Raw genomic sequence first — 22,307 nt, 5'->3', positions numbered from 1 at the left:
CCACAGAAGTGGGAAAACGGTGAATGGCGTAATGGTGCTATTAACCAATACTTTCCCCCACTCGCGGCCCAGGTTATCCACATACCGGCTATTTTTTGGTAATTCTCATTGTGGCAATAATAGTCGATAAACACCATATGTTGGGCCGGGGTGCATTTTAAGTTCTATATGTAGTGATTTGCATCAAACTTGTTTGCGCTTTTATTGATTCAGGACAAAGTAAAAATGCGAGAGTACATATGGCAGGCGTTATGGATTATGTAAATTTTATTGCGCAATAAATGTCCAGAAAAGGGCGTGGAAACAGCGAGATGCAGGCAGGCCCGGCAGCACAGCGCTACCGGGCAGGATGCTTAGCCCTGAAGCCACCAGATAGCTTCAAACGGACGCAGGGTGATGGCGGTAGGGGAGGCTGCGGCATCGTCGTAGTTGCTCATCAGCACGCGCGCATCGGCAAGGTCTTCCGTTGGCTGCCACGTCTGGTGCTCACCGCTGAGGTTGGCAAGCACCAGCAGCGTTTGCCCTTGCCACTGACGGCGGTAGCACCACAGAGAAGGATGTTCTGGCAGCAGATCCTGATAGTCACCCCAGGTCAGCACCGGCTGCGACTTGCGCAGCGCAATCAGCTGCTGGTAGGCATAGAACACCGAATGCGGATCGGCCAGCGCGCGCTCAACGTTGATGTCGGCGTAATTATCGCAGACGCCAATCCACGGTTCGCCGCGGGTAAAGCCGGCGTTGGTGCTGGCATCCCACTGCATCGGCGTGCGGCTGTTGTCGCGTGATTTGCTGGCCAGGATCGCCAGCAGCTCATCGGCGCGTTGCCCCTCTGCCAGCCGCTCGGCGTACATATTGTGGCTTTCTACGTCGCGATACTGCTCAATCGTAGCGAAATGCGGGTTGGTCATGCCAATCTCTTCGCCCTGATAGATATACGGCGTGCCCTGCATGCCGTGTAGCACCATCGCGAGCATTTTGGCGGCGGTGACGCGGTGCTCGCCTTCATCGCCAAAGCGCGAGACGATGCGCGGCTGGTCGTGGTTACACCAGAACAGCGCGTTCCACGCCCGGTTGTGCATTCCCTGCTGCCAGTGGCTGAACAGGGTTTTCAGCGCGACGTAGTCCGGGCGCGCCAGCGTCCACTTCTCGCCGCCCGGGTAGTCGACCTTGAGGTGGTGGAAATTGAACGTCATCGACAGCTCTTTACCGTCGAGCGAGGCGTACTGCTGACAATTTTCCAGAGAGGTTGAGGACATCTCGCCGACGGTCATCAGCTGGCGCGGGGTAAAGACGTCGCGGCTGAACTCCTGGAGGAATTCATGGGCGCGTGGGCCATCGGTATAGAAGCGGCGGCCGTCACCCTGATGGTCGTCCGGGAAGGATTGATCCTTGGAGATCAGGTTGACGACGTCGAGACGCAGGCCGTCGACGCCGCGATCGGCCCAGAACTCGCAGACCTTTTTCAGCTCGGCGCGCACCGCGTCGTTTTCCCAGTTGAGGTCCGCCTGCTCGGTGGCGAACAGGTGCAGATAGTACTGGCCGCTCTCGGCGTCCCACTGCCAGGCGTTACCGCCAAACTTGGAACGCCAGTTGTTCGGCGGCGTGTCCGGCGTACCGTCGCGCCAGATGTAAAACGAGCGGTAAGGGCTCTCTTTTTTACGCGATTCTTTGAACCATGCGTGATGCGTTGAGGTGTGATTCAACACCATGTCGAGCACGATGCGGATACCGCGCTGGTGCGCCTCGGCAACCAGTTGATCGAAGTCGTCGAGCGTACCGTAAGACGGATCGATCGCCGTATAGTTGGCGACGTCATAACCGTTGTCGACCTGCGGTGAGACGTAGAACGGGGTCAGCCAGATGGCGTCGATGCCGAGTTTTTGCAGGTAGTCGAGACGAGACGTCACACCGCGCAGATCTCCCGTGCCGCGGCCGGTGGTGTCCTGAAAGCTCTTCGGGTAAATCTGGTAGATAACGCCGTTTTGCCACCAGTGGGGAAGTGTATTCATGGGATTGTCCTTTAAGAAGGCGAAGGGGCGCAATTGCGCCCCGAACAGAGTTGAGATTTACGCGACCGGCAGCGTGCCCTGACGCAGCTTGCGTTTGTACACCGCCATGGTCAGAAGGATGGGCACCACGACGGCGATAATCATCGCAAGGCTGTAGATGCCCCAGAAGGCCGGTTTAATGGACAGAATGCCCGGCAGGCCGCCGACGCCGATACCGTTCGCCATCACGCCATACAGGCCGCACAGCAGGCCGGCGATGCCGGAGCCAATCATGGCGCAGAGCATCGGGAAGCGATACTTCAGGTTGATCCCGTACATCGCCGGTTCGGTGACGCCAAGGTAGGCGGAAATGGCCGCCGGGACGGAGATCTCACGTTCATTCGCCTTACGGCTGCAAATGATGATGCCGACAACCGCAGAAGCCTGTGCGATGTTAGACAGGGCAATCATCGGCCATACCGGGGTGCCGCCCATGCTCTGGATCATCTGCATATCAATCGCCAGCGTAGTCTGGTGCACGCCGGTAATCACCAGCGGCGCATACAGGAAGCCAAACAGCGCGGCGCCAATTGGCGCGAAGCTGCCGGTCATCAGGTGACGAACGGCAAAGGCCACGCCGTCGCCAATCCAGCGGCCGAACGGGCCGATGATGGCGTGAGCAAGGAATACGGCGAGAATGATGGAACACACCGGCACGATCACCAGGTACAGGTAGTCAGGCACGATGCGTTTCAGGCGCGTCTCAATAAAGCCGAGCGTCAGGCCTGCCAGCAGCGCCGGGATGACCTGAGCCTGGTAGCCGACTTTGGCAATGGTAAACAGGCCGAAGTTCCACACTTCCGGTACCTGCTGCCCCAGCATGTAGGCGTTCATCAGCTGCGGTGACACCAGGGTGACGCCCAGCACGATGCCGAGAATCGGCGTACCGCCCATTTTCTTCACCGCCGACCAGCAGATGCCTACCGGCAGGTAGAAGAAGATGGCTTCGCCAATCAGCCATAAGAAGTCATAAATGGTTTGCAGCGACGGATGCATCTGCGCCAGCGTCTGGCCGTTGCTCATCGGCAGGTCGCCGATGACGTTGCGGAAGCCTAAGATCAGACCCCCGCTGATCAGCGCCGGCAGCAGCGGGAAGAAGATTTCCGCAAAGTGGGAAATTAACTGCTCGTGCCATTTCATATTCTGGCGTGCTGCCAGCTTGGCCTGTTCTTTATCCGCCTCTTTTTGCCCGGTGGTCGCCAGTAAAGCTTGATAGTAGTCGCCTACTTCGGTGCCGATAACGACCTGGAACTGCCCTGCGTTGGTAAAGCAGCCCTTCACCATCGGCAATTCTTCAATGGCTTTCGGGGAGGCTTTGGCCGGGTCGTTCAGCACAAAGCGCAGCCGCGTGATGCAGTGGCTGACGGTCGCGATATTGTCGCGTCCGCCGACCAGTTCGATAAGTTTATCGATGTTCTTTTGGTCTATTTTTTTGCTCATGATAGGGCCTTCAAACAGAGATAAGATCTCCCCGATAGCCGTCAATGCAGACTTCCGTTACGCTGGCGATCGGACGGGCTCAGGATATGAATCGTGAGTAATACGCTGAATATAAGCGTAGCGGGTTTATCGTTTATGGAGAATGGGAACGTTCCCGAAACGTTGCAACGATCACACTAAAGCTGACATTACGCTTAGGCGAGAACGGCGGGGATCACTATCTGTTTCGGCTCGCTGCGCCCGCCGATCAGGGTAACCAGCTGCTCTGCGGCGCGGCGTCCAGCCTCGGCGTAGCCGGGATCGACGGTAATAATTTCCGGGTGCAGGAACTTGGTGAGCGGAGTATTACCAACGCTCGCCAGCTGCACGCTATTGATGCGCTGCTCTTGCAGGTACTTGCTGGCGCCCAGGGCCAGCGTATCGGTAGCGCAAATGAGTGCGGTGGTCTCTGGGGTGAGTACCTGGCGGGCGAAGTCGTAGCCCTGTTTCATCGCCAGGCCGGGCAGCGCGGCGACCGGCGTCAGCTGATGACGCTGGCAGAAGTCCTGATAGGCATCGTAACGGCGCTGGCCAGTGGTGACGTCGCTGGTCGGCACGCCGAGGAAGCTGATATGACGATGCCCCTGTTTATACAGTCGCTGCATCAACTGCGTGATGGCACCGTTATCGTCATAGCAGACGGAAGAGAAGCCGCTGGCGTCGCGGGCAATGAGTACCAGAGAGGGCTGCCAGTTGGCCAGCGTCTCTTCATTGACGCCGGTAAAACCAAACAGAATGACGCCATCGATATTGCGGCGCTTCAGCATCGCCAGATGCTCCGCTACTTTCTCTGGCGAGAACTGGCTTTCCATCATGATCGGGTCGTAGCCCTGCTCGTAGAATGCGGGCAGCATGGTTTGCACCGCCAGATTTTCAGAGAGCGAATCCAGACGCGTAACGATGATGGCGACCACTTTATCGCTTTGCCCGCGCATGGCGCGCGCGGAGCGGGAAGGGGAGAAACCGTGTTGCATCATTACCGCTTCAACGCGCTCGCGGGTGCGTTCGCTGACGCCGCTTTCGTTGTTCAGCACGCGGGACACGGTTGATTTGCCAACACCACTCAGGCGAGCGATATCTTTGATAGTCAGCCGATCTTGCATAGCGTTGCCCCGCGTGAATATTTTTACCGTCAGACCGGATGGTTGACGTGTTGTTGAATGACTTGCCGTTATTATATCGCTCAAATAGTCACAAAACTTATGATTTTCTGCGTATAATTCGCGGCGTTTTATTTCATCAACCTTACCGGAGGCTTTATGGATCCCGATCCCACACCTCTCTCGTGCTGGAGAGTAACCTACCGGTAAGTCAGTATTGCGCTGCCTTGCCGATGACGTGAGGCAGTGACATTCCACAATCGTGTCCCTGCAATAAAAATTGAGTGCCTGTGCGGTACAGATTGACTGTACCCGTGGGTCTGACTGCGTCTGCCAGCGGTAGTCGCAGGGGGATTTTGTATGCTGAAAAATTTAACCCGGCAGCTGTTTGCACAGCTTGGCCGCCATTTGCCGCGCCGTTTAGTCCAGCGCGATCCGATGCCCACTCAGCAAAGCGTCGCCAATACGCCGATTCCACCGTCGCTTAGCGAGCACTGCCTGAAAATGGCTCAGCTCAGCGAGCGCGAGCTGTGGCAGGCGTTTCATAGTCACCCGGAAGGGCTGAATGCCGCCGAAGTTGAGCAGGCGCGCGCTACCCACGGTGAAAACCAGCTGCCGGCACAGCAGCCGCAGCCGTGGTGGGTGCATCTGTGGCTGTGCTATCGCAACCCGTTCAACATCCTGCTGACCGTACTGGCCGCCGTTTCCTATGCGACTGAAGATCTGTTTGCTGCCGGCGTGATTGTGCTGATGGTGGGCATTTCCACGCTACTCAATTTCGTTCAGGAAGCGCGCTCAACCAAAGCCGCCGATACCCTGAAAGCGATGGTCAGCAACACTGCGACGGTACTGCGCGTTATCAATGAAAAGGGCGAGAGTAGCTGGGTTGAACTGCCTATCGACCAACTGGTGCCGGGCGACATCATTAAGCTGGCGGCTGGGGATATGATCCCCGCCGATCTGCGTGTGATTCAGGCGCGCGATCTGTTCGTCGCGCAGGCTTCGCTAACCGGTGAATCGCTGCCGGTAGAGAAGGTGGCGCGTACCCGAGAGCCGCAGCAAACTAACCCGCTGGAATGCGATACCCTGTGCTTTATGGGCACTAACGTGGTGAGCGGCACCGCGCAGGCGATGGTGATTGCCACCGGGGCCAACACCTGGTTTGGGCAACTGGCCGGTCGCGTGAGCGAGCAGGAGAGCGAGCCGAACGCCTTCCAGAAGGGCATCAGCCGCGTCAGTATGCTGCTGATCCGCTTTATGCTGGTGATGGCGCCAATTGTGTTGGTGATCAACGGTTATACCAAAGGCGACTGGTGGGAAGCGGCGCTGTTTGCCCTTTCCGTCGCCGTTGGCCTGACGCCGGAAATGCTGCCGATGATCGTCACCTCGACGCTGGCGCGCGGCGCGGTGAAGCTGTCGAAACAGAAAGTGATCGTCAAGCACCTCGACGCCATTCAGAACTTTGGCGCAATGGATATTCTGTGCACCGATAAAACCGGTACGCTGACTCAGGACAAAATCGTGCTGGAGAACCACACCGATATCTCCGGCAAGGTGAGCGAACGTGTGCTGCAAACGGCGTGGCTCAACAGCCACTATCAGACCGGGCTGAAAAACCTGCTGGATACCGCGGTGCTGGAAGGGGTCGATGAAGTGGCGGCCCGCGAGCTGTCTACCGCCTGGCAGAAAGTGGATGAGATCCCGTTTGATTTCGAACGCCGCCGCATGTCGGTGGTGGTGAGTGAAAAGCCGGACGTACATAAGCTGATTTGCAAAGGGGCGCTGCAGGAGATCCTGAACGTCTGTACTCAGGTGTATCACAACGGCGAAATTGTGCCGCTGGATGAGACCATGCTACGCCGCATCAAACGCGTGACCGATACCCTGAACCGTCAGGGGCTGCGCGTGGTCGCGGTGGCGAGCAAATATCTCCCGGCTCGCGAAGGCGACTATCAGCGCATTGATGAATCGGATCTGATCCTCGAGGGCTACATCGCGTTCCTCGATCCGCCGAAAGAGACCACCGCACCGGCGCTCAAGGCGCTCAAGGCCAGCGGCATCACCGTGAAAATTCTCACCGGTGACAGCGAACTGGTGGCGGCGAAAGTGTGCCACGAAGTGGGGCTGGATGCGGGTGATGTGATTGTCGGTAGCGAGATTGAACACCTGAGCGATGACGAGCTCGCGAAGCTTGCCCAGCGCACCACGCTGTTTGCTCGCCTGACCCCGATGCATAAAGAGCGCATTGTCACCCTGCTGAAACGCGAAGGGCACGTGGTGGGCTTTATGGGCGATGGCATCAACGATGCGCCTGCGCTGCGCGCGGCGGATATTGGTATTTCCGTGGACGGCGCGGTGGACATCGCCCGTGAAGCGGCCGATATCATCCTGCTGGAAAAGAGCCTGATGGTGCTGGAAGAGGGCGTGATCGAAGGCCGTCGTACCTTCTCGAATATGCTCAAGTACATCAAGATGACCGCCAGCTCTAACTTCGGTAACGTCTTCAGCGTGCTGGTGGCCAGCGCCTTCCTGCCGTTCCTGCCGATGCTGCCGTTACACTTACTGATTCAGAACCTGCTGTACGATGTATCCCAGGTGGCGCTGCCGTTTGATAACGTGGATGACGAACAGATTCGTAAACCCCAGCGCTGGAATCCGGCGGATCTCGGCCGCTTTATGGTGTTCTTCGGGCCGATCAGCTCCATCTTTGACATTCTGACCTTCTGCTTGATGTGGTGGGTGTTTAAGGCCAATACCCCGGAAATGCAGACGCTGTTCCAGTCCGGTTGGTTTATCGAAGGGCTGCTGTCGCAGACGCTGATTGTGCACATGATTCGTACCCGCCGCATTCCGTTCGTACAGAGCCGCGCCGCGTGGCCGCTGTTTGCGATGACGCTGCTGGTGATGGCCGTGGGCATCGCGCTGCCGTTCTCGCCGCTGGCAGGCTATCTGCAATTAGAAGCATTACCGCTGAGCTACTTCCCGTGGCTGGTGGCGATTCTGGTGGGCTACATGACCTTCACGCAGATGGTGAAAGGGTTCTTCACCCGCCGCTACGGCTGGCAGTAACCTCGATTGTAGGCCTGATAAGCGAAGCGCCATCAGGCAGAATGGCGCAGGTTGCCGGATGGCGGCTTCGCCTTATCCGGCCTACAGGGGGCTTGTTGAAAATACCGTACCAAACAAAAAAGGCAGCCATCGGCTGCCTTTTCTTTATGCTGCATTGAAATTAGCGACGAACGGCAATCGCTTCGATTTCAATCTTCACGTCTTTCGGCAGACGCGCCACTTCGACGCAAGAACGTGCCGGGAAGGTGGCGTTGTGCTCGGTGAAGAACGCTTCGTAGGTGGCGTTAACGGTCGCGAAATCGTTGAGATCTTTTACGAATACGGTGGTTTTCACGATGTCGCCTACTTTCAGGCCTGCGGCTTCAACGATAGCTTTCACGTTATCCAGCGACTGACGTGCCTGTGCGGACACGTCTTCCGGCACGCTACCGGTTTTTGGGTCAACCGGGATCTGACCGGAAGTGATGATCATGCTGCCCAGGTCAACGCCCTGAACGTAAGGGCCGATAGCGGCTGGTGCATTTTCCGTCGCAATAGTTTTGCTCATGATATCTCCAGATGAACTGCAGTAATTAGGTCGTAGCCATTATAGGGACGCGTAAAACCAATACCAACCGCAATTAGTTGGCCAGCACCACATAATGAGAAAACTCTTTTTCGCAGTATTTGCATTTGAGTGCAACGTCATCGGCGCGTTTTTTCACTGCAAAACTGGATGAAACCGGTTCGGCATGGCTGATGCAGTTGCTGTTCGGGCATACCAGCACGCTATCAATACGCGCCGGCAGGCTGGGACGTGATTTGCCGACCACTTCATAGTTGTCGATGCGGTTAACGGTCGCCTGCGGCGCGTACAGCGACAGCTGGTTCACCTGCTCGTCGGTCAGGAAGGTATTTTCGATTTTGATCAGGTCTTTACGGCCCATTTCGCCGGACGGCAGGTTCAGGCCGATGGTGATGCGCTGGTCGGTTTCGGTCAGTTTGAACAGCGTCAGCAGCTTAAAGCCGACCTGCGCCGGGATATGGTCGATTACGGTGCCACGTTTGATGGCTTCTACCTGCAATTTATTGTCGTGTGTCATCGTCATTTCCCCTTACAGAGCCAGTTCGCTATTCAGTACCAGTGCCAGTAACGCCTGGCGGGCGAAGATGCCGTTGCCGGCCTGCTGGAAGTACCAGGCGTGCGGCGTTTTATCGACATCCGTGGTGATTTCATCAATGCGCGGTAGCGGGTGCAGCACCTTCATGTTGTCGCGCGCACCGGTCAGGTCGGCGGCGCGCAGCACGAACTGCGCTTTCACGTTGGCGTACTCCGACGGATCGAGGCGCTCTTTCTGTACGCGGGTCATGTAGAGAATGTCCACTTCAGCCATCACTTCCTCAATCGCGCTGTGCAGGCTCCAGGTGATGCCTTTCTCGTCGAGCATATCGAGGATGTACTGCGGCATGGCCAGCGCATCCGGGGCAATGAAGTAGAAACGGTTGCCGTTAAATTTCGCCAGCGCCTGGGTGAGTGAGTGCACGGTGCGGCCGTACTTCAGGTCACCGACCATCGCGATGTTGAGGTTCTCAAGACGGCCCTGGGTTTCCTGAATGGTAAACAGATCCAGCAGCGTCTGGGTCGGGTGTTGGTTCGCGCCATCGCCAGCGTTGAGCACCGGAACACCGCCGGAAAACTCGGTTGCCAGACGTGCTGCGCCTTCCTGAGGGTGGCGCATGACGATGGCATCAACATAGGTGCTGATCACCGAAATGGTGTCGGCCAGCGTTTCGCCCTTTTTGCCGAGTGAGGTATTGGCGCTGTCGGAGAAGCCGACCACGCTGGCGCCCAGGCGGTGCATTGAGGTTTCGAAGGAGAGACGGGTACGCGTCGAGGCTTCGAAGAAGCAGCTGGCGATAACCTTATGCTTGAGTAACTCCGGCTGTGGGTTCGCTTTCAGTTTAGCGGCGGTCGCCAAAACCAGTTCAAGGTCTTCGCGGCTGAGATCGTTTATGGAAATGATGTGTTTTTGATACAGCGGATTAGCCATGGTTATCTCCTGACGACGGCGCAAAAAAAAAGCCCCTTAAATAAGGGGCTTTACGAATACGGATGCAACGGAAAGGAAAAACGGCAGGCCAGCGTCTGTTTTCAGACGCGGTAAGACGCGATGTCGTACACACTGAACCATAATTCCTCCCGGCAAAACGGGTGGCATTATACGCAGCTTTAGTAGGCGATCAAGCGGTGAATTCACACTTTAATCAACGAAAACGATTCTCATACCTTAACTATGCTGAAAATGTGCATATTGATTCATATTTCGACGGGGGGGCAAAGTGTGCGCTAAACCGGCAGGATGGTAATAACAGGATAAAAAGTGCTGGTATGGTATCGCAAATTTACGTATAACAACTGAAAATTGAAACATTGTTTTATTTGCGGAGTGAACGATGATTATTGGCAATATCCATAATGTGCAGCCCTGGCTGCCGGAAGAACTGCGTCAGGCAATTGCCCACATTAAGGCGAACGTCACCGCTGAAACCCCGGAAGGGAAATACGATATCGACGGCAGCCGCCTGTTCTATATGGTGTCTGAAAACATGACCGAGCCGTTTGCCGACCGCCGTGCAGAGTACCACGCCCGTTACCTGGATATTCAGGTCGTACTGAGCGGCCAGGAAGGCATGGCGTTCAGCACCCAGCCTGCGGGTAAACCGGATACCGACTGGTTAGCGGACAAAGACATTGCGTTCCTGCCGGAAGGCGTGCAGGAAAAAATGGTGGTCATGAGCGAAGGTGATTTCGTGGTGTTTTACCCGGGAGAAGTGCACAAACCGCTGTGTGCCGTGGGCGCGCCGGCGAAGGTGCGTAAGCTGGTGGTGAAACTGCTGGTGGCGTGAAGATAAGTCGGCCTGATAAGCGTAGCGCCATCAGGCACGATGCGGTGGTCAAGCCGGATGGCGACGTTCCGCCTTATCCGGCCTACCACCCGCAGAGAATGCCGACGCCGGGAAAACCCGGCGTCCTGTGGCTGCTGTTACTTGCTCAGCGTCGCGACCATCACCGCTTTAATGGTGTGCATCCGGTTTTCCGCCTGGTCAAACACGATGCTCGCCGGCGATTCAAAGACCTCGTCGGTCACTTCCATGCCGCCGTGCATGCCGTACTCCGCCGCCATTTTTTTGCCAAGCGTCGTCTGGTCGTCATGGAACGCAGGCAGGCAGTGCAGGAATTTCACCTGCGGGTTACCGGTCAATTTCATCATCGCGCTGTTGACCTGATAGCCGCGCAGCAGGGCGATACGCTCTGCCCATTTCTCTTTGGCTTCCCCCATCGATACCCACACATCGGTATAGATAAAGTCAGCGCCTTTCACGCCTGCGGCAATATCTTCCGTCAGCGTGACGTTGCCGCCGTTTTTCTGCGCCAGCGCTTTGCATTCGGCGACCAGGCTCTCTTCCGGCCAGCAGGCCTGCGGCGCAACGAGACGCAAATCCAGGCCGGTCAGCGCCGCCGCTTCGAGCATCGAGTTACCCATGTTATTGCGCGCGTCGCCTGCATAAACCAGCGTCATTTCATTGAACGCTTTGCCCGGCAAATGTTCCTGCATGGTCAGCAGGTCCGCCAGCAGCTGGGTCGGGTGAAACTCATCGGTCAGGCCGTTCCATACCGGTACGCCGGAGTACTCTGCCAGCGTTTCGACAATCTCCTGGCCGTAGCCGCGGTATTGAATACCGTCATACATGCGGCCCAGCACGCGGGCGGTGTCTTTAATGGATTCTTTGTGGCCAATCTGGCTGCCGCTGGAGCCGAGGTAGGTAGCGCGGGCGCCCTGATCGTAAGCGGCAACTTCGAAAGAGCATCGTGTACGGGTTGAGTCTTTTTCGAAGATGAGCGCGATGTTTTTACCGGTCAGGTTCGGCGACTCCGTGCCGCTTTTTTTATCCGCTTTGAGTTTTGCCGCGAGCTGCAGCAGGGTGGTGATTTCTGCAGGGGTAAAATCGAGTAATTTTAAGAAGTTCTTTTTATACAGAGTAGACATCATTCCCTCACCTGGCTTAAGCCACTTATTGAATTAAAATTCACTTTATATGTATGAATATTCATTTGCAACCCCCATAACAAATCTTTCTCGGAAAGGTGGAGGCAACGGCAACGGTATGTGACAATAAGAGTATCAGCCACATTACGAGGAACGAGCCATGGCAAACCCGGAACACCTGGAAGAGCAGCGTGAAGAGACGCGTCTGATTATTGAAGAACTGCTGGAAGACGGCAGCGATCCTGACGCGCTGTACACCATCGAACACCACCTGTCCGCCGACGATTTTGAAACGCTGGAAAAGGCGGCGGTTGAAGCGTTCAAGCTGGGCTATGAAGTGACTGAACCGGAAGAGCTGGAAGTGGAAGAAGGCGACACCGTGATCTGCTGCGACATTCTCAGCGAATGTGCGCTGAACGCCGAGCTTATCGACGCGCAGGTTGAACAGCTGATGACCCTGGCCGAGAAGTTTGAGGTTGAGTATGACGGTTGGGGTACCTACTACGAAGATCCTAACGGCGAAGAAGGCGACGACGACGACGAAGATGAGGTCGACGAAGACGACGATGGTGTGCGTCACTAAGCATCATTCACCTGCGGCAGCGCCTGCTGCCGCAGGGTCAAGGATAACCGATGGATTACCCGCAAATTCTCTCTCCCGTTCTCAACTTTCTGCACTGCAAAACGCCGCAGGCGTGGCTCGATAAAGCCCGCGACCCGGCCAATCTTCCCCTGCTGCTGACCGACCACTTAGTTTGCGAGCTGAAAGCGGCGCAAACCGCGATGCTGCTGGTGCGTAAATATGTCGCCGACAAGGCGGGAGCTCAGGCGCTCCTTGACTGGCTGAAGCCGTATGAAGCCTTTGCGTTTCGCGAGGGTGAGGAGCCGGATTTTGCCGCGCTGAATCGGCAGATTAACAAAAGCGTGATGCCGCAAACCGACGATCCGTGGGGCCGCAGGCTTATCGATAGCATGGTGCTGCTGATCAAAGAGGAGTTGCACCACTTCTGGCAGGTGCGCGAGGCGATGCAGCATCGCAACATTCCCTACGTCAAAATCACCGCCAGCCGCTACGCGAAAGGCATGCTCAAAGAGGTTCGTACCCACGAGCCGTTGACGCTTATCGATAAGCTGATTTGTGGAGCCTATATCGAAGCCCGCTCCTGCGAGCGTTTCGCCGCGCTGGCACCGTACCTTGAAGCCGATTTACAGGCGTTTTATCTGTCGCTTCTGCGCTCTGAAGCGCGGCACTATCAGGACTATTTAGCGCTGGCGCAGCAAATTTCAGATAGTGATATTAGCGAACGGGTGCGCTTCTTTGGTGAAGTCGAAGCGGCGCTGATTTCCTCGCCGGATGACGAGTTTCGCTTCCACAGCGGTGTGCCGGTCTAGCCCTTTTTTGTCCCCCTTGATGCCGCTGAGGACGAAAAAGGGTGGCTGGAAAAAAACCTTCATTACCTTAATAATCAAAACGTAATAAAGGGGAGGAAATCCCCATAACGCTTGATTTAAATAAGGATGGTTTATGAACTGGGCACATGTATTGCTAGCGGGCTACATCGGTGCGGTCATCGCTATTGTCGTTGGCGTTTTCCGCAAAAAAGGCTGGGTAGGCAAGGTTTCCGGTGCGGTGATTTTTGTCGTCGCAATTATCGGCTGGAATCTGTTTGATGTGCACTACCTGATCCCGCGCGAAAGCCCGGACTATGGCCTGACGGAAACGCAGAAATTCGAAAAAGCGATGCTGTCGATGCCGGTCTATCAGGTGCTGAAGGAGCAAGAGCCCGCGCTGTGGACGAAGATCCTTAGCCAGTCGGCGCAAATGAAAGAAGCAGGGAAAAGCGAACAGCAAATTATCGATACCATCCAGCCGCAGATCCTTCAAATACAGATGGCGCGTTTACAGCAGGCGCCCGATGCCAACGTGATTGAATATATGAAGATTAACCTCGAACAGATTGCCGCGGTGGCGAAAGTGGGCGATGACGAATGTTTTCGTTTCCTCTTCCCTGCGGTGAAGGGGGGAATCAACCCGGTGCGGATCATTCCGCAAACGATCATGAGTCGACGCATGGAGAGCGATATGAGCATGATGCGCGCTGCCTATGGCCCGGAAAAACACACGGTCACCGCCGAGGAGAAGCAGCTCGCCCTCCAGGATCTGCAAACTATCACCCCGGAGCTGGTACAGCGCTATGGGCCGGATATTCAGATAATGGCCGACCCGAGTAAAGGCGTGGGGAATGAGAAAGCGGGTTGCGCAATGGTGCAGGATCTCTGGACGCAGGTGCTGAAGCTGCCAACGGCACGCGCGGCCGGCGTGATTCGTCTGGCGCTCTCCGCCGAGATGCAGTAAGCCCGATGGCCCCCTGCGACATCAGAGGGGCTTTAACATTCTCACTTCGCAGTCGACATGCCCGGTGCAGCCGAGCGGCTCGTCGATGTGCGCAAATCCCAGACGTTCGTACAGGCGTATCGCTTCGGTCAGAAACGCCGTGGTTTCCAGGTAGCATTGCTTAAAGCCCTGCTCGCGGGCGTGATCGAGCGCCATCAGCGCCAGCTTTTTCGCCAGCCCCTGACCGCGCACGCTCGGCAGGAAGTACATTTTTTGCAGTTCGCAAATTTCCGGTTCACTACAGCCTAACGGCGCCACGCCGCCGCCGCCCATCACCTGCCCATTTTGCTCGACGACCCAGTAGGCGGAGCCCGGCTGGCTGTAAACCTGAAACAGCTCGTCCAGATTCGGATCGGCCACCGTGTAGCCTTTATCGGCGGTCAGGCCGTATTCGGCGGAGACCTGGCGGATTACGCGGGCAATGGCGGCGTTGTCGTCGGCGGTTATGCGGCGCAGCGTTGCCGAGACAGGTGTCATAACACTCATAGCGAACTCATAGCAAAAAGGTGAAACATATGCAGTTAATAACACTGCGGGGCGGGGGAGTGCAAGCGAGGATAATTCAAGAAAAAGCCTCTGAGCGGGTGCATCAGAGGCTTTATTGGATTTATGAGCCGTCAGTTTTGTCGGATGCGCTACGCTTATCCGACCTACGTTGACGTTGCCCGTAGGCCGGATAAGCGCAAGCGCCATCCGGCAAACGTACGGGCACGATTTTTACAGCGCAGCGATAACGGCCTGCTGTTCAATCAGCTTCGCTTTGGCTTCGGCGTAACCGTCCAGCTTCTCACGCTCTTTGGCGATCACCGCTTCCGGTGCGCGGGCAACGAAACCTTCGTTGGACAGTTTGCCTTCGATACGGGCAATCTCACCTTCGATTTTAGCCACTTCTTTCGCCAGACGCGCCAGCTCATCTTCTTTGTTGATGAGGCCAGCCATCGGGATCAGCAGCTCGGCGCCGTCGATGATTTTGGTCACGGAGACCGGACCTTTGTCATCGGCAGGTAGCACGGTGATGCTTTCCAGACGCGCCAGGTTCAGCAGGAAGCTCTTGTTGTCGTTCACGCGACGCATTGCGTCAGCGCTGCAACCACGCAGCAGCAGCTCCAGCGGTTTGCCCGGGGCAATGTTCATTTCCGCGCGGATGTTACGTACGGCAACAATCGCCTGCTTCAGCCATTCGGTATCGGCCAGCGCCGCTTCGTCTACCTGAGCCGCGTTATATTCCGGGAACGGCTGCAGCATGATGGTATCTGCGGTGTTGCCACAAATCACTTTCACGCGCTGCCAGATGGTTTCGGTAATGAATGGAATGATCGGGTGCGCCAGGCGCAGCAGGCCTTCCAGCACGGTCACCAGCGTATTGCGGGTGCCGCGCAGTTCAGACTCGGAACCACCGGTCATTACCGGCTTGGTCAGCTCCAGATACCAGTCGCAGAACTGGTTCCAGGTGAATTCGTACAGGATGCCCGCAGCGATATCGAAGCGGAAGTTGTCCAGCGCTTCGCGGTACGCTTTGATGGTCTGGTTGAATTCAGTGAGGATCCAGCGGTCGGCCAGAGACAGGGTCATTTCGCCGCCGTTGAAGCCGCAGTCCTGATCTTCGGTGTTCATCAGCACGAAGCGGCTGGCGTTCCACAGCTTGTTACAGAAGTTACGGTAACCTTCCAGACGCTTCATATCCCAGTTGATGTCGCGGCCAGTAGAGGCCAGCGCCGCCAGGGTGAAACGCAGGGCGTCGGTGCCGTGCGGCTCGATGCCGTTCGGGAACTGCTTCTCGGTACGTTTGGCGATCTTCTCGGCCAGCTGCGGCTGCATCATGTTGCCGGTGCGTTTTTCCAGCAGCTCCGGCAGTGAGATACCGTCGACCATATCCAGCGGGTCGATAACGTTGCCCTTGGATTTGGACATCTTCTGGCCTTCGTCGTCGCGAATCAGACCGGTCATGTAGACGGTATGGAACGGAACCTGCGGCTTGCCGTTTTCATCTTTGATGAAGTGCATGGTCATCATGATCATGCGGGCAATCCAGAAGAAGATAATGTCGAAGCCGGAGACCATCACGCTGGTTGGGTGGAACTGACGCAGCGCGTCGGTATTTTCCGGCCAGCCCAGGGTAGAGAAGGTCCACAGCGCGGAGGAGAACCAGGTATCCAGAACGTCTTCGTCCTGACGCAGCGCAACGTCGGCGCCGAGGTTGTTTTCCTGACGCACTTCGTCTTCGGTACGGCCAACATAGACGTTGCCCGCTTCGTCGTACCATGCCGGGATACGGTGACCCCACCACAGCTGACGGGAGATACACCAGTCCTGAATATCGCGCATCCAGGAGAAGTACATGTTTTCGTACTGCTTCGGTACGAACTGAATGTCGCCGTTCTCAACCGCTTCAACCGCCGGTTTCGCCAGTACGTCAGCACGGACGTACCACTGGTCGGTCAGCATTGGCTCGATAACCACGCCGCCACGGTCGCCGTAAGGCACGGTCAGATCGTGAGGTTTGATCTCTTCCAGCAGGCCCATCGCATCGATGGCAGCGACGATCGCTTTACGCGCGGCAAAGCGTTCCAGCTTCTGGAATTCAGTCGGGATAGCGTTGGAGTAAACGTCAGACTCTTCGCCTTTGGTGTCATACACTTCCGCGGTTTCGCGGATGTCGCCATCAAAGGTCAGGATGTTGATCATTGGCAGGGCGTGACGACGACCGACTTCATAGTCGTTAAAGTCGTGCGCCGGGGTGATCTTCACGCAGCCGGTGCCTTTTTCCATATCGGCATGTTCGTCGCCGACGATCGGAATACGGCGGTCAACCAGCGGCAGAATAACGAATTTGCCGATCAGATCTTTATAGCGCGGATCTTCCGGGTTCACGGCCACGCCGGTGTCGCCCAGAATGGTTTCCGGACGGGTGGTCGCCACGACCAGGTAATCTTTACCGTCTGCGGTTTTCGCGCCGTCGGCCAGCGGATAGCGGATGTGCCACATTGAGCCTTTAGACTCGCGGTTTTCCACTTCCAGGTCAGAGATGGCGGTGCGCAGTTTCGGGTCCCAGTTTACCAGGCGCTTGCCACGGTAAATCAGATCTTCTTTGTACAGGCGAACGAAGACTTCTTTCACGGCATTGGAAAGACCTTCGTCCATGGTGAAGCGCTCGCGCTCCCAGTCAACGGAGTTGCCGAGACGGCGCATCTGACGGGTAATGGTGCCGCCGGATTCCGCTTTCCACTGCCAGATTTTGTCGATAAATGCTTCGCGACCATAGTCGTGACGGGTTTTACCTTCTTCAGCGGCAATCTTACGCTCAACCACCATCTGGGTAGCAATACCCGCGTGGTCGGTACCGGCCTGCCACAGGGTGTTTTTACCCTGCATGCGCTGGTAGCGAATCATGGTGTCCATGATGGTTTGCTGGAAAGCATGACCCATATGCAAACTGCCGGTGACGTTCGGCGGCGGGATCATGATGCAGAAGGACTCTTTGCTTTCGTCGCCGTTAGGCTTGAAATAGCCCTGCTTTTCCCAGTGCTCGTAAAGCGGCTGTTCGATATCTTGTGGGTTATATGTCTTTTCCATTATTTCCAGGTTGCCGTATTCAGGTTAAAACCAGCCACGCGGTAGGCTTTGTAGCGATCGCGGGCGAGTTGTTTCAGAGTTTCTTCGTAAGGGACGAAGTCTACCACTTCTGTGAAAGCGGTGGCAAAATCTGCAAAGTTTACCCGCAGACTGATCAGTATATCCCGTGGGCTGCTGTTGCGCTTGGCAGGCCACGCAATCTCGACCGGCGCACCGCCGCGCGGACCTTCGCCAGCCAGGTTATGCGGTACAAAGCTCTCGGGCGGCCTGCTCCACAGCGCTTCATCCAGGCGAATGGCCTGCTGCTCGTCTTCGCAGGCGATCAGCACGCGCTTGCCGGCGCGCCAACGTTCTGCGGCAATTTCACACACCAGTTGCTCGACGGCGCTGAGGTCGTCGACGGTGGTGTCGTTGTCCAGAAGATAGAACGTTGCATTCTTCATATATGGGGCTTCTTGTGATGGATTTAAATGCAGCGCCCGGCGGACCGGGCCTGCGATTTATTGCCGTATGTAGGCCGGATAAGGCGTAAACGCCGCCATCCGGCGATTGTGCGCCAGTGCCTGATGGCGCTGCGCTTATCAGGCCTACATGTTGCAGGCTTGAAGCGTATTACTCTTCGCCGTTAAAGCCAGCGCGATTGAGCAGGAACTGCGACAGCAGCGCCACCGGACGACCGGTAGCGCCTTTGGCTTTCCCGGAGCGCCATGCGGTACCGGCGATGTCCAGGTGCGCCCAGTTGTACTTACGGGTAAAGCGCGCCAGGAAGCAGCCCGCGGTGATCGCACCGCCAGGACGGCCGCCGATGTTGGCCATATCCGCGAAGTTAGACTCCAGCTGCTCCTGATACTCATCGCCCAGCGGCAGACGCCACGCGCGGTCGCCAGACTGCTCGGACGCGCCGATCAGCTCATGCGCCAGCGGGTTGTGGTTCGACATCAGGCCGGTGATGTGATGGCCCAGCGCAATCACGCAGGCACCGGTCAGGGTCGCGACGTCAATCACCGCCTCCGGCTCAAAGCGTTCGACGTAGGTTAACACGTCGCACAGTACCAGACGGCCTTCGGCGTCGGTATTGAGTACTTCAACGGTCTGGCCGGACATGGTGGTCAGCACATCGCCCGGGCGATACGCGCGCCCGCCCGGCATGTTCTCACAGCCTGCCAGTACGCCGATGACGTTAATCGGTAGCTGAAGTTCAGCAACCATGCGCATCACGCCGTACACCGCCGCCGCGCCGCACATGTCGTATTTCATTTCGTCCATGCCTTCGGACGGCTTAATAGAGATGCCGCCGGAGTCGAAGGTCAGACCCTTGCCGACCAGCACAATCGGACGAACGTCTTCGGACTCGACGCCTTTATACTCGATGACCGACATCAGCGATTCGTTTTGTGAACCGTTGCCGACCGCGAGGTAGGAGTGCATGCCCAGCTCTTTCATCTGCTGTTCGCCGATCACGCGGGTGATGACGTTTTTACTGTAGCTATCTGCCAGCTGGCGCGCCTGAGAGGCCAGGTAGGCCGCGTTACAGATGTTTGGCGGCATGTTGCCAAGATCTTTGGCGGCTTTAATACCGGCAGCAATCGCCAGTCCGTGCTGAATGGCGCGCTCGCCGCTGGTCAGTTCACGGCGGGTTGGTACGTTGAAGACCATTTTACGCAGCGGACGACGCGGCTCGCTTTTGTTGGTTTTAAGCTGGTCAAAGCTGTATAGCGTCTCTTTGGCTGTTTCAACCGCCTGGCGTACTTTCCAGTAGTTATTGCGACCCTTAACGTGCAGTTCGGTCAGGAAGCAGACGGCCTCCATGGAACCTGTGTCATTCAGCGTGTTGATCGTTTTCTGAATGACCTGCTTGTACTGGCGTTCGTCAAGCTCGCGCTCTTTGCCGCAGCCGATCAGCAGGATGCGCTCTGACAGTACGTTAGGTACGTGGTGCAGCAATAAGGTCTGCCCCGGTTTGCCTTCCAGTTCGCCGCGACGCAGCAGCGCGCTGATGTAGCCGTCGCTGATTTTATCGAGCTGTTCGGCGATGGGAGAGAGCCGACGTGGTTCGAATACGCCCACGACGATACAGGCACTCCGCTGTTTCTCCGGGCTACCACTTTTTACACTGAACTCCATGCACTACGCTCCTGAATCTTAAAGACAACGGCGGTGGCTACGGATAGAATTGCAAGCTTACGTAACTCATTTCCGCTGTTGCGGTGACTTCGTGTTAATCTTAACGTTATTACGGTGTTGGCACGTCAGAACAGGTCCTGAAACGTGAAACCGCTGAGTCATTTAATCTTAGCGATGTTTTCGACGACTCAAGAGAATAAATGACGTTTAAGCCATGAAACAAGCTATTTTCCTGCAATAAGACGGGTTTTTACGGGCGTATTTATAGTGATAATCATACGATATCTGGTGCGGGAGACGCTAAAAAGCCAGCTTGCCATCCTCTTCATCCTGCTTTTGATCTTCTTTTGTCAAAAACTGGTGAGGATCCTTGGCGCTGCGGTTGATGGCGATATCCCGACAAACCTGGTCCTCTCTTTGCTGGGGCTCGGCGTACCCGAAATGGCACAGCTTATCTTACCGCTGAGCCTGTTCCTCGGTCTATTGATGACGCTGGGAAAACTGTATACCGAAAGTGAAATTACGGTGATGCACGCCTGCGGCCTGAGTAAAGCCGTGCTGGTGAAAGCAGCGATGGTGCTGGCGCTGTTTACCGGCATCGTTGCGGCGGTCAACGTGATGTGGCTGGGGCCGTGGTCCTCTCGCCATCAGGATGAAGTGCTGGCGGAGGCCAAGGCCAACCCCGGCATGGCGGCGCTGGCGCAGGGCCAGTTCCAGCAGTCCACCGACGGCAACGCGGTGTTATTTATTGAAGGCGTGAATGGTGCTAAGTTCCACGACGTCTTCCTGGCGCAGCTGCGGCCAAAAGGTAGCGCGCGCCCTTCGGTCGTTGTCGCCGACTCCGGCCAGCTTTCTCAGCATAAGGACGGCTCTCAGGTCGTCACCCTTAACCAGGGGACGCGCTTCGAAGGGACCGCGATGCTGCGCGACTTCCGCATTACTGATTTTAAAAACTATCAGGCGATTGTTGGCCATCAGGCGGTAGCGGCTGACCCGACCGATACCGAACAGATGAACATGCGTACGCTATGGAACACCGATACCGATCGCGCCCGTGCGGAGCTACACTGGCGCATTACGCTGGTACTGACGGTGTTTATTATGGCGCTGATGGTGGTACCGCTGAGCGTGGTGAACCCGCGCCAGGGGCGCGTACTGTCAATGCTGCCGGCAATGCTGCTGTATCTGGTGTTCTTCCTGCTGCAGACTTCGCTGAAGTCGAATGCCGGTAAAGGCAAGCTCGATCCCGCCGTGTGGATGTGGACGGTGAACCTGCTGTACATCGCGGTTGCCGTCGCGCTCAACCTGTGGGACACCGTACCGATGCGCCGTCTCCGCGCCCGCCTGACCAATAAAGGAGCGGTATAATGCAGCCATTTGGTGTACTTGACCGCTATATCGGTAAAACCATCTTCACCACCATCATGATGACGCTGTTCATGCTGGTGTCACTGTCCGGCATCATTAAGTTTGTCGACCAGCTGAAGAAAGCCGGGCAGGGGAGCTATGATGCGCTGGGCGCGGGTATCTATACCCTCCTCAGCGTGCCGAAAGACGTGCAGATCTTCTTCCCGATGGCGGCGCTGCTTGGCGCGCTGTTGGGCCTGGGCATGCTGGCCCAGCGCAGTGAACTGGTGGTGATGCAGGCGTCGGGCTTTACCCGTATGCAGGTGGCGCTGTCGGTAATGAAAACCGCGATTCCGCTGGTGCTGCTGACCATGGCAATGGGTGAGTGGGTGGCGCCGCAGGGCGAGCAGATGGCGCGTAACTATCGTGCTCAGCAGATGTACGGTGGCTCACTGCTTTCCACCCAGCAGGGCATGTGGGCCAAAGATGGCCACAACTTCGTCTATATTGAGCGGGTAAAGGGTAACGATGAGCTGGGCGGCGTGAGCATCTACAGCTTTAACAACGAGCGTCGTTTACAGTCCGTGCGCTATGCGGCCAGCGCGAAGTTTGATAACGAACAGAAGGTGTGGCGGCTGTCGCAGGTGGATGAATCGAACCTGACCGACCCGAAACAGATCACCGGCTCACAGACGGTGAGCGGTACCTGGAAAACCACCCTGACGCCGGACAAACTCGGCGTGGTCGCGCTGGACCCGGATGCGCTGTCGATTAGCGGCCTGCACAACTACGTGAAGTATCTGCATGCCAGCGGCCAGGATGCCGGTCGTTACCAGTTGAATATGTGGAGCAAGGTCTTCCAGCCGCTGTCGGTGGCGGTGATGATGCTGATGGCGCTGTCGTTTATCTTCGGCCCGCTGCGCAGCGTACCGATGGGCGTGCGGGTGGTGACCGGCATCAGCTTTGGCTTCGTATTCTATGTGCTTGACCAGATCTTCGGCCCGCTGACGCTGGTGTACGGCATCCCGCCGATTATCGGCGCGCTGCTGCCAAGCGCCAGCTTCTTCCTGATAAGCCTCTGGCTGATGATGCGAAAAGCGTAACGCCACTGATAACCCGGCCAAGCGAAAGCGACGCCGGGTTT

At 56.7% G+C, this 22,307-nt stretch carries 21 protein-coding genes; 8 read left to right on the top strand and 13 right to left on the bottom strand.

Annotated features, from left to right (window positions below; genetic code table 11):
• Positions 1–353 precede the first annotated feature (353 nt).
• The 3 genes from treC to treR all read right to left on the bottom strand — a co-directional run bounded on the left by treC (position 354) and on the right by treR (position 4,630).
• Positions 354–2,009 carry an alpha,alpha-phosphotrehalase gene (treC, locus tag H7R76_RS20880; protein ID WP_106927584.1) on the bottom strand — a complete coding sequence of 552 codons (1,656 nt, stop codon included), beginning with the start codon at positions 2,007–2,009 and terminating at the stop codon, positions 354–356.
• Positions 2,010–2,066: 57 nt separating this feature from the next.
• Positions 2,067–3,488, bottom strand: a complete 1,422-nt coding sequence (gene treB, locus H7R76_RS20875; RefSeq protein ID WP_106927586.1) for a PTS trehalose transporter subunit IIBC — start codon at positions 3,486–3,488, stop codon at positions 2,067–2,069.
• A gap of 194 nt (positions 3,489–3,682) precedes the next feature.
• Entirely contained in the window at positions 3,683–4,630 is a 948-nt protein-coding gene (gene treR, locus H7R76_RS20870) for a trehalose operon repressor TreR (protein WP_106927588.1), read from the bottom strand.
• A gap of 156 nt (positions 4,631–4,786) precedes the next feature.
• Here treR and mgtL point away from each other — a divergent pair, with 156 nt between their 5' ends.
• Together mgtL and mgtA are read left to right on the top strand one after the other, a co-directional pair.
• Positions 4,787–4,837 carry a mgtA regulatory leader peptide MgtL gene (gene mgtL, locus H7R76_RS25185; protein ID WP_219906270.1) on the top strand — a complete coding sequence of 17 codons (51 nt, stop codon included), beginning with the start codon at positions 4,787–4,789 and terminating at the stop codon, positions 4,835–4,837.
• A gap of 150 nt (positions 4,838–4,987) precedes the next feature.
• The gene (mgtA, locus tag H7R76_RS20865) at positions 4,988–7,696 is read left to right on the top strand and encodes a magnesium-translocating P-type ATPase (RefSeq protein WP_182966370.1); all 2,709 of its coding nucleotides are present in this window, start codon (positions 4,988–4,990) and stop codon (positions 7,694–7,696) included.
• 160 nt (positions 7,697–7,856) lie between these two features.
• Here mgtA and ridA read toward each other — a convergent pair whose 3' ends face one another.
• The 4 genes from ridA to H7R76_RS20845 all read right to left on the bottom strand — a co-directional run bounded on the left by ridA (position 7,857) and on the right by H7R76_RS20845 (position 9,867).
• Positions 7,857–8,243: a 2-iminobutanoate/2-iminopropanoate deaminase gene (ridA, locus tag H7R76_RS20860; protein WP_000047540.1), complete on the bottom strand. Its 387-nt coding sequence runs from the start codon at positions 8,241–8,243 to the stop codon at positions 7,857–7,859.
• Positions 8,244–8,316: 73 nt separating this feature from the next.
• Positions 8,317–8,778 carry an aspartate carbamoyltransferase regulatory subunit gene (gene pyrI, locus H7R76_RS20855; RefSeq protein WP_106927592.1) on the bottom strand — a complete coding sequence of 154 codons (462 nt, stop codon included), beginning with the start codon at positions 8,776–8,778 and terminating at the stop codon, positions 8,317–8,319.
• A 12-nt stretch (positions 8,779–8,790) separates the two neighbouring features.
• Positions 8,791–9,726 carry an aspartate carbamoyltransferase gene (pyrB, locus tag H7R76_RS20850; RefSeq protein ID WP_182966368.1) on the bottom strand — a complete coding sequence of 312 codons (936 nt, stop codon included), beginning with the start codon at positions 9,724–9,726 and terminating at the stop codon, positions 8,791–8,793.
• A gap of 36 nt (positions 9,727–9,762) precedes the next feature.
• On the bottom strand, positions 9,763–9,867 hold the full coding sequence (locus H7R76_RS20845; protein ID WP_072351778.1) for a pyrBI operon leader peptide: 105 nt from the start codon (positions 9,865–9,867) through the stop codon (positions 9,763–9,765).
• A gap of 262 nt (positions 9,868–10,129) precedes the next feature.
• Here H7R76_RS20845 and H7R76_RS20840 point away from each other — a divergent pair, with 262 nt between their 5' ends.
• Positions 10,130–10,582, top strand: a complete 453-nt coding sequence (locus H7R76_RS20840; RefSeq protein ID WP_106927596.1) for a YhcH/YjgK/YiaL family protein — start codon at positions 10,130–10,132, stop codon at positions 10,580–10,582.
• A gap of 137 nt (positions 10,583–10,719) precedes the next feature.
• On the opposite strand, the gene argF is transcribed toward H7R76_RS20840, so the two are convergent.
• Both argF and argL read right to left on the bottom strand, forming a co-directional pair.
• Positions 10,720–11,724, bottom strand: coding sequence for an ornithine carbamoyltransferase (gene argF / locus H7R76_RS20835; protein ID WP_106927626.1), 1,005 nt, complete (start codon positions 11,722–11,724; stop codon positions 10,720–10,722).
• Positions 11,724–11,789: a putative translational regulatory protein ArgL gene (argL, locus tag H7R76_RS25300; RefSeq protein WP_374956744.1), complete on the bottom strand. Its 66-nt coding sequence runs from the start codon at positions 11,787–11,789 to the stop codon at positions 11,724–11,726. The genes argF and argL overlap by 1 nt, the downstream gene beginning before the upstream one ends.
• A 95-nt stretch (positions 11,790–11,884) precedes the next feature.
• Here argL and rraB point away from each other — a divergent pair, with 95 nt between their 5' ends.
• The 3 genes from rraB (at position 11,885) to H7R76_RS20820 (ending at position 14,080) form a co-directional block, all read left to right on the top strand.
• A complete protein-coding gene (gene rraB, locus H7R76_RS20830; RefSeq protein WP_106927598.1) occupies positions 11,885–12,307 on the top strand; it encodes a ribonuclease E inhibitor RraB in 423 nt (140 codons plus the stop codon).
• A 50-nt stretch (positions 12,308–12,357) separates the two neighbouring features.
• Entirely contained in the window at positions 12,358–13,116 is a 759-nt protein-coding gene (miaE, locus tag H7R76_RS20825; protein ID WP_106927600.1) for a tRNA isopentenyl-2-thiomethyl-A-37 hydroxylase MiaE, read from the top strand.
• Positions 13,117–13,249: 133 nt separating this feature from the next.
• The gene (locus tag H7R76_RS20820; RefSeq protein WP_106927602.1) at positions 13,250–14,080 is read left to right on the top strand and encodes a topoisomerase II; all 831 of its coding nucleotides are present in this window, start codon (positions 13,250–13,252) and stop codon (positions 14,078–14,080) included.
• Between the two features lie 21 nt (positions 14,081–14,101).
• On the opposite strand, the gene H7R76_RS20815 is transcribed toward H7R76_RS20820, so the two are convergent.
• The 4 genes from H7R76_RS20815 to pepA all read right to left on the bottom strand — a co-directional run bounded on the left by H7R76_RS20815 (position 14,102) and on the right by pepA (position 19,816).
• Positions 14,102–14,605, bottom strand: a complete 504-nt coding sequence (locus tag H7R76_RS20815) for a GNAT family N-acetyltransferase (protein ID WP_106927604.1) — start codon at positions 14,603–14,605, stop codon at positions 14,102–14,104.
• A 231-nt stretch (positions 14,606–14,836) separates the two neighbouring features.
• Positions 14,837–17,692, bottom strand: coding sequence for a valine--tRNA ligase (locus tag H7R76_RS20810; protein ID WP_106927606.1), 2,856 nt, complete (start codon positions 17,690–17,692; stop codon positions 14,837–14,839).
• Positions 17,692–18,135, bottom strand: a complete 444-nt coding sequence (holC, locus tag H7R76_RS20805; protein WP_106927608.1) for a DNA polymerase III subunit chi — start codon at positions 18,133–18,135, stop codon at positions 17,692–17,694. The genes H7R76_RS20810 and holC overlap by 1 nt, the downstream gene beginning before the upstream one ends.
• Positions 18,136–18,304: 169 nt before the next feature.
• Entirely contained in the window at positions 18,305–19,816 is a 1,512-nt protein-coding gene (gene pepA / locus H7R76_RS20800; protein ID WP_064546996.1) for a leucyl aminopeptidase, read from the bottom strand.
• A gap of 267 nt (positions 19,817–20,083) precedes the next feature.
• On the opposite strand from pepA, the gene lptF reads away from it, so the two are divergent.
• Together lptF and lptG are read left to right on the top strand one after the other, a co-directional pair.
• On the top strand, positions 20,084–21,184 hold the full coding sequence (gene lptF, locus H7R76_RS20795) for an LPS export ABC transporter permease LptF (RefSeq protein WP_182929562.1): 1,101 nt from the start codon (positions 20,084–20,086) through the stop codon (positions 21,182–21,184).
• The gene (gene lptG / locus H7R76_RS20790; protein WP_106927612.1) at positions 21,184–22,266 is read left to right on the top strand and encodes an LPS export ABC transporter permease LptG; all 1,083 of its coding nucleotides are present in this window, start codon (positions 21,184–21,186) and stop codon (positions 22,264–22,266) included. Before lptF ends, lptG begins: the two co-directional genes overlap by 1 nt.
• The last annotated feature ends 41 nt before the right edge of the window (positions 22,267–22,307 follow it).

The organism is Klebsiella sp. WP8-S18-ESBL-06, assembly GCF_014169755.1.
GTDB lineage: Bacteria > Pseudomonadota > Gammaproteobacteria > Enterobacterales > Enterobacteriaceae > Kluyvera > Kluyvera ascorbata_B.
This window is presented reverse-complemented; position numbering and strand designations above follow the sequence as displayed.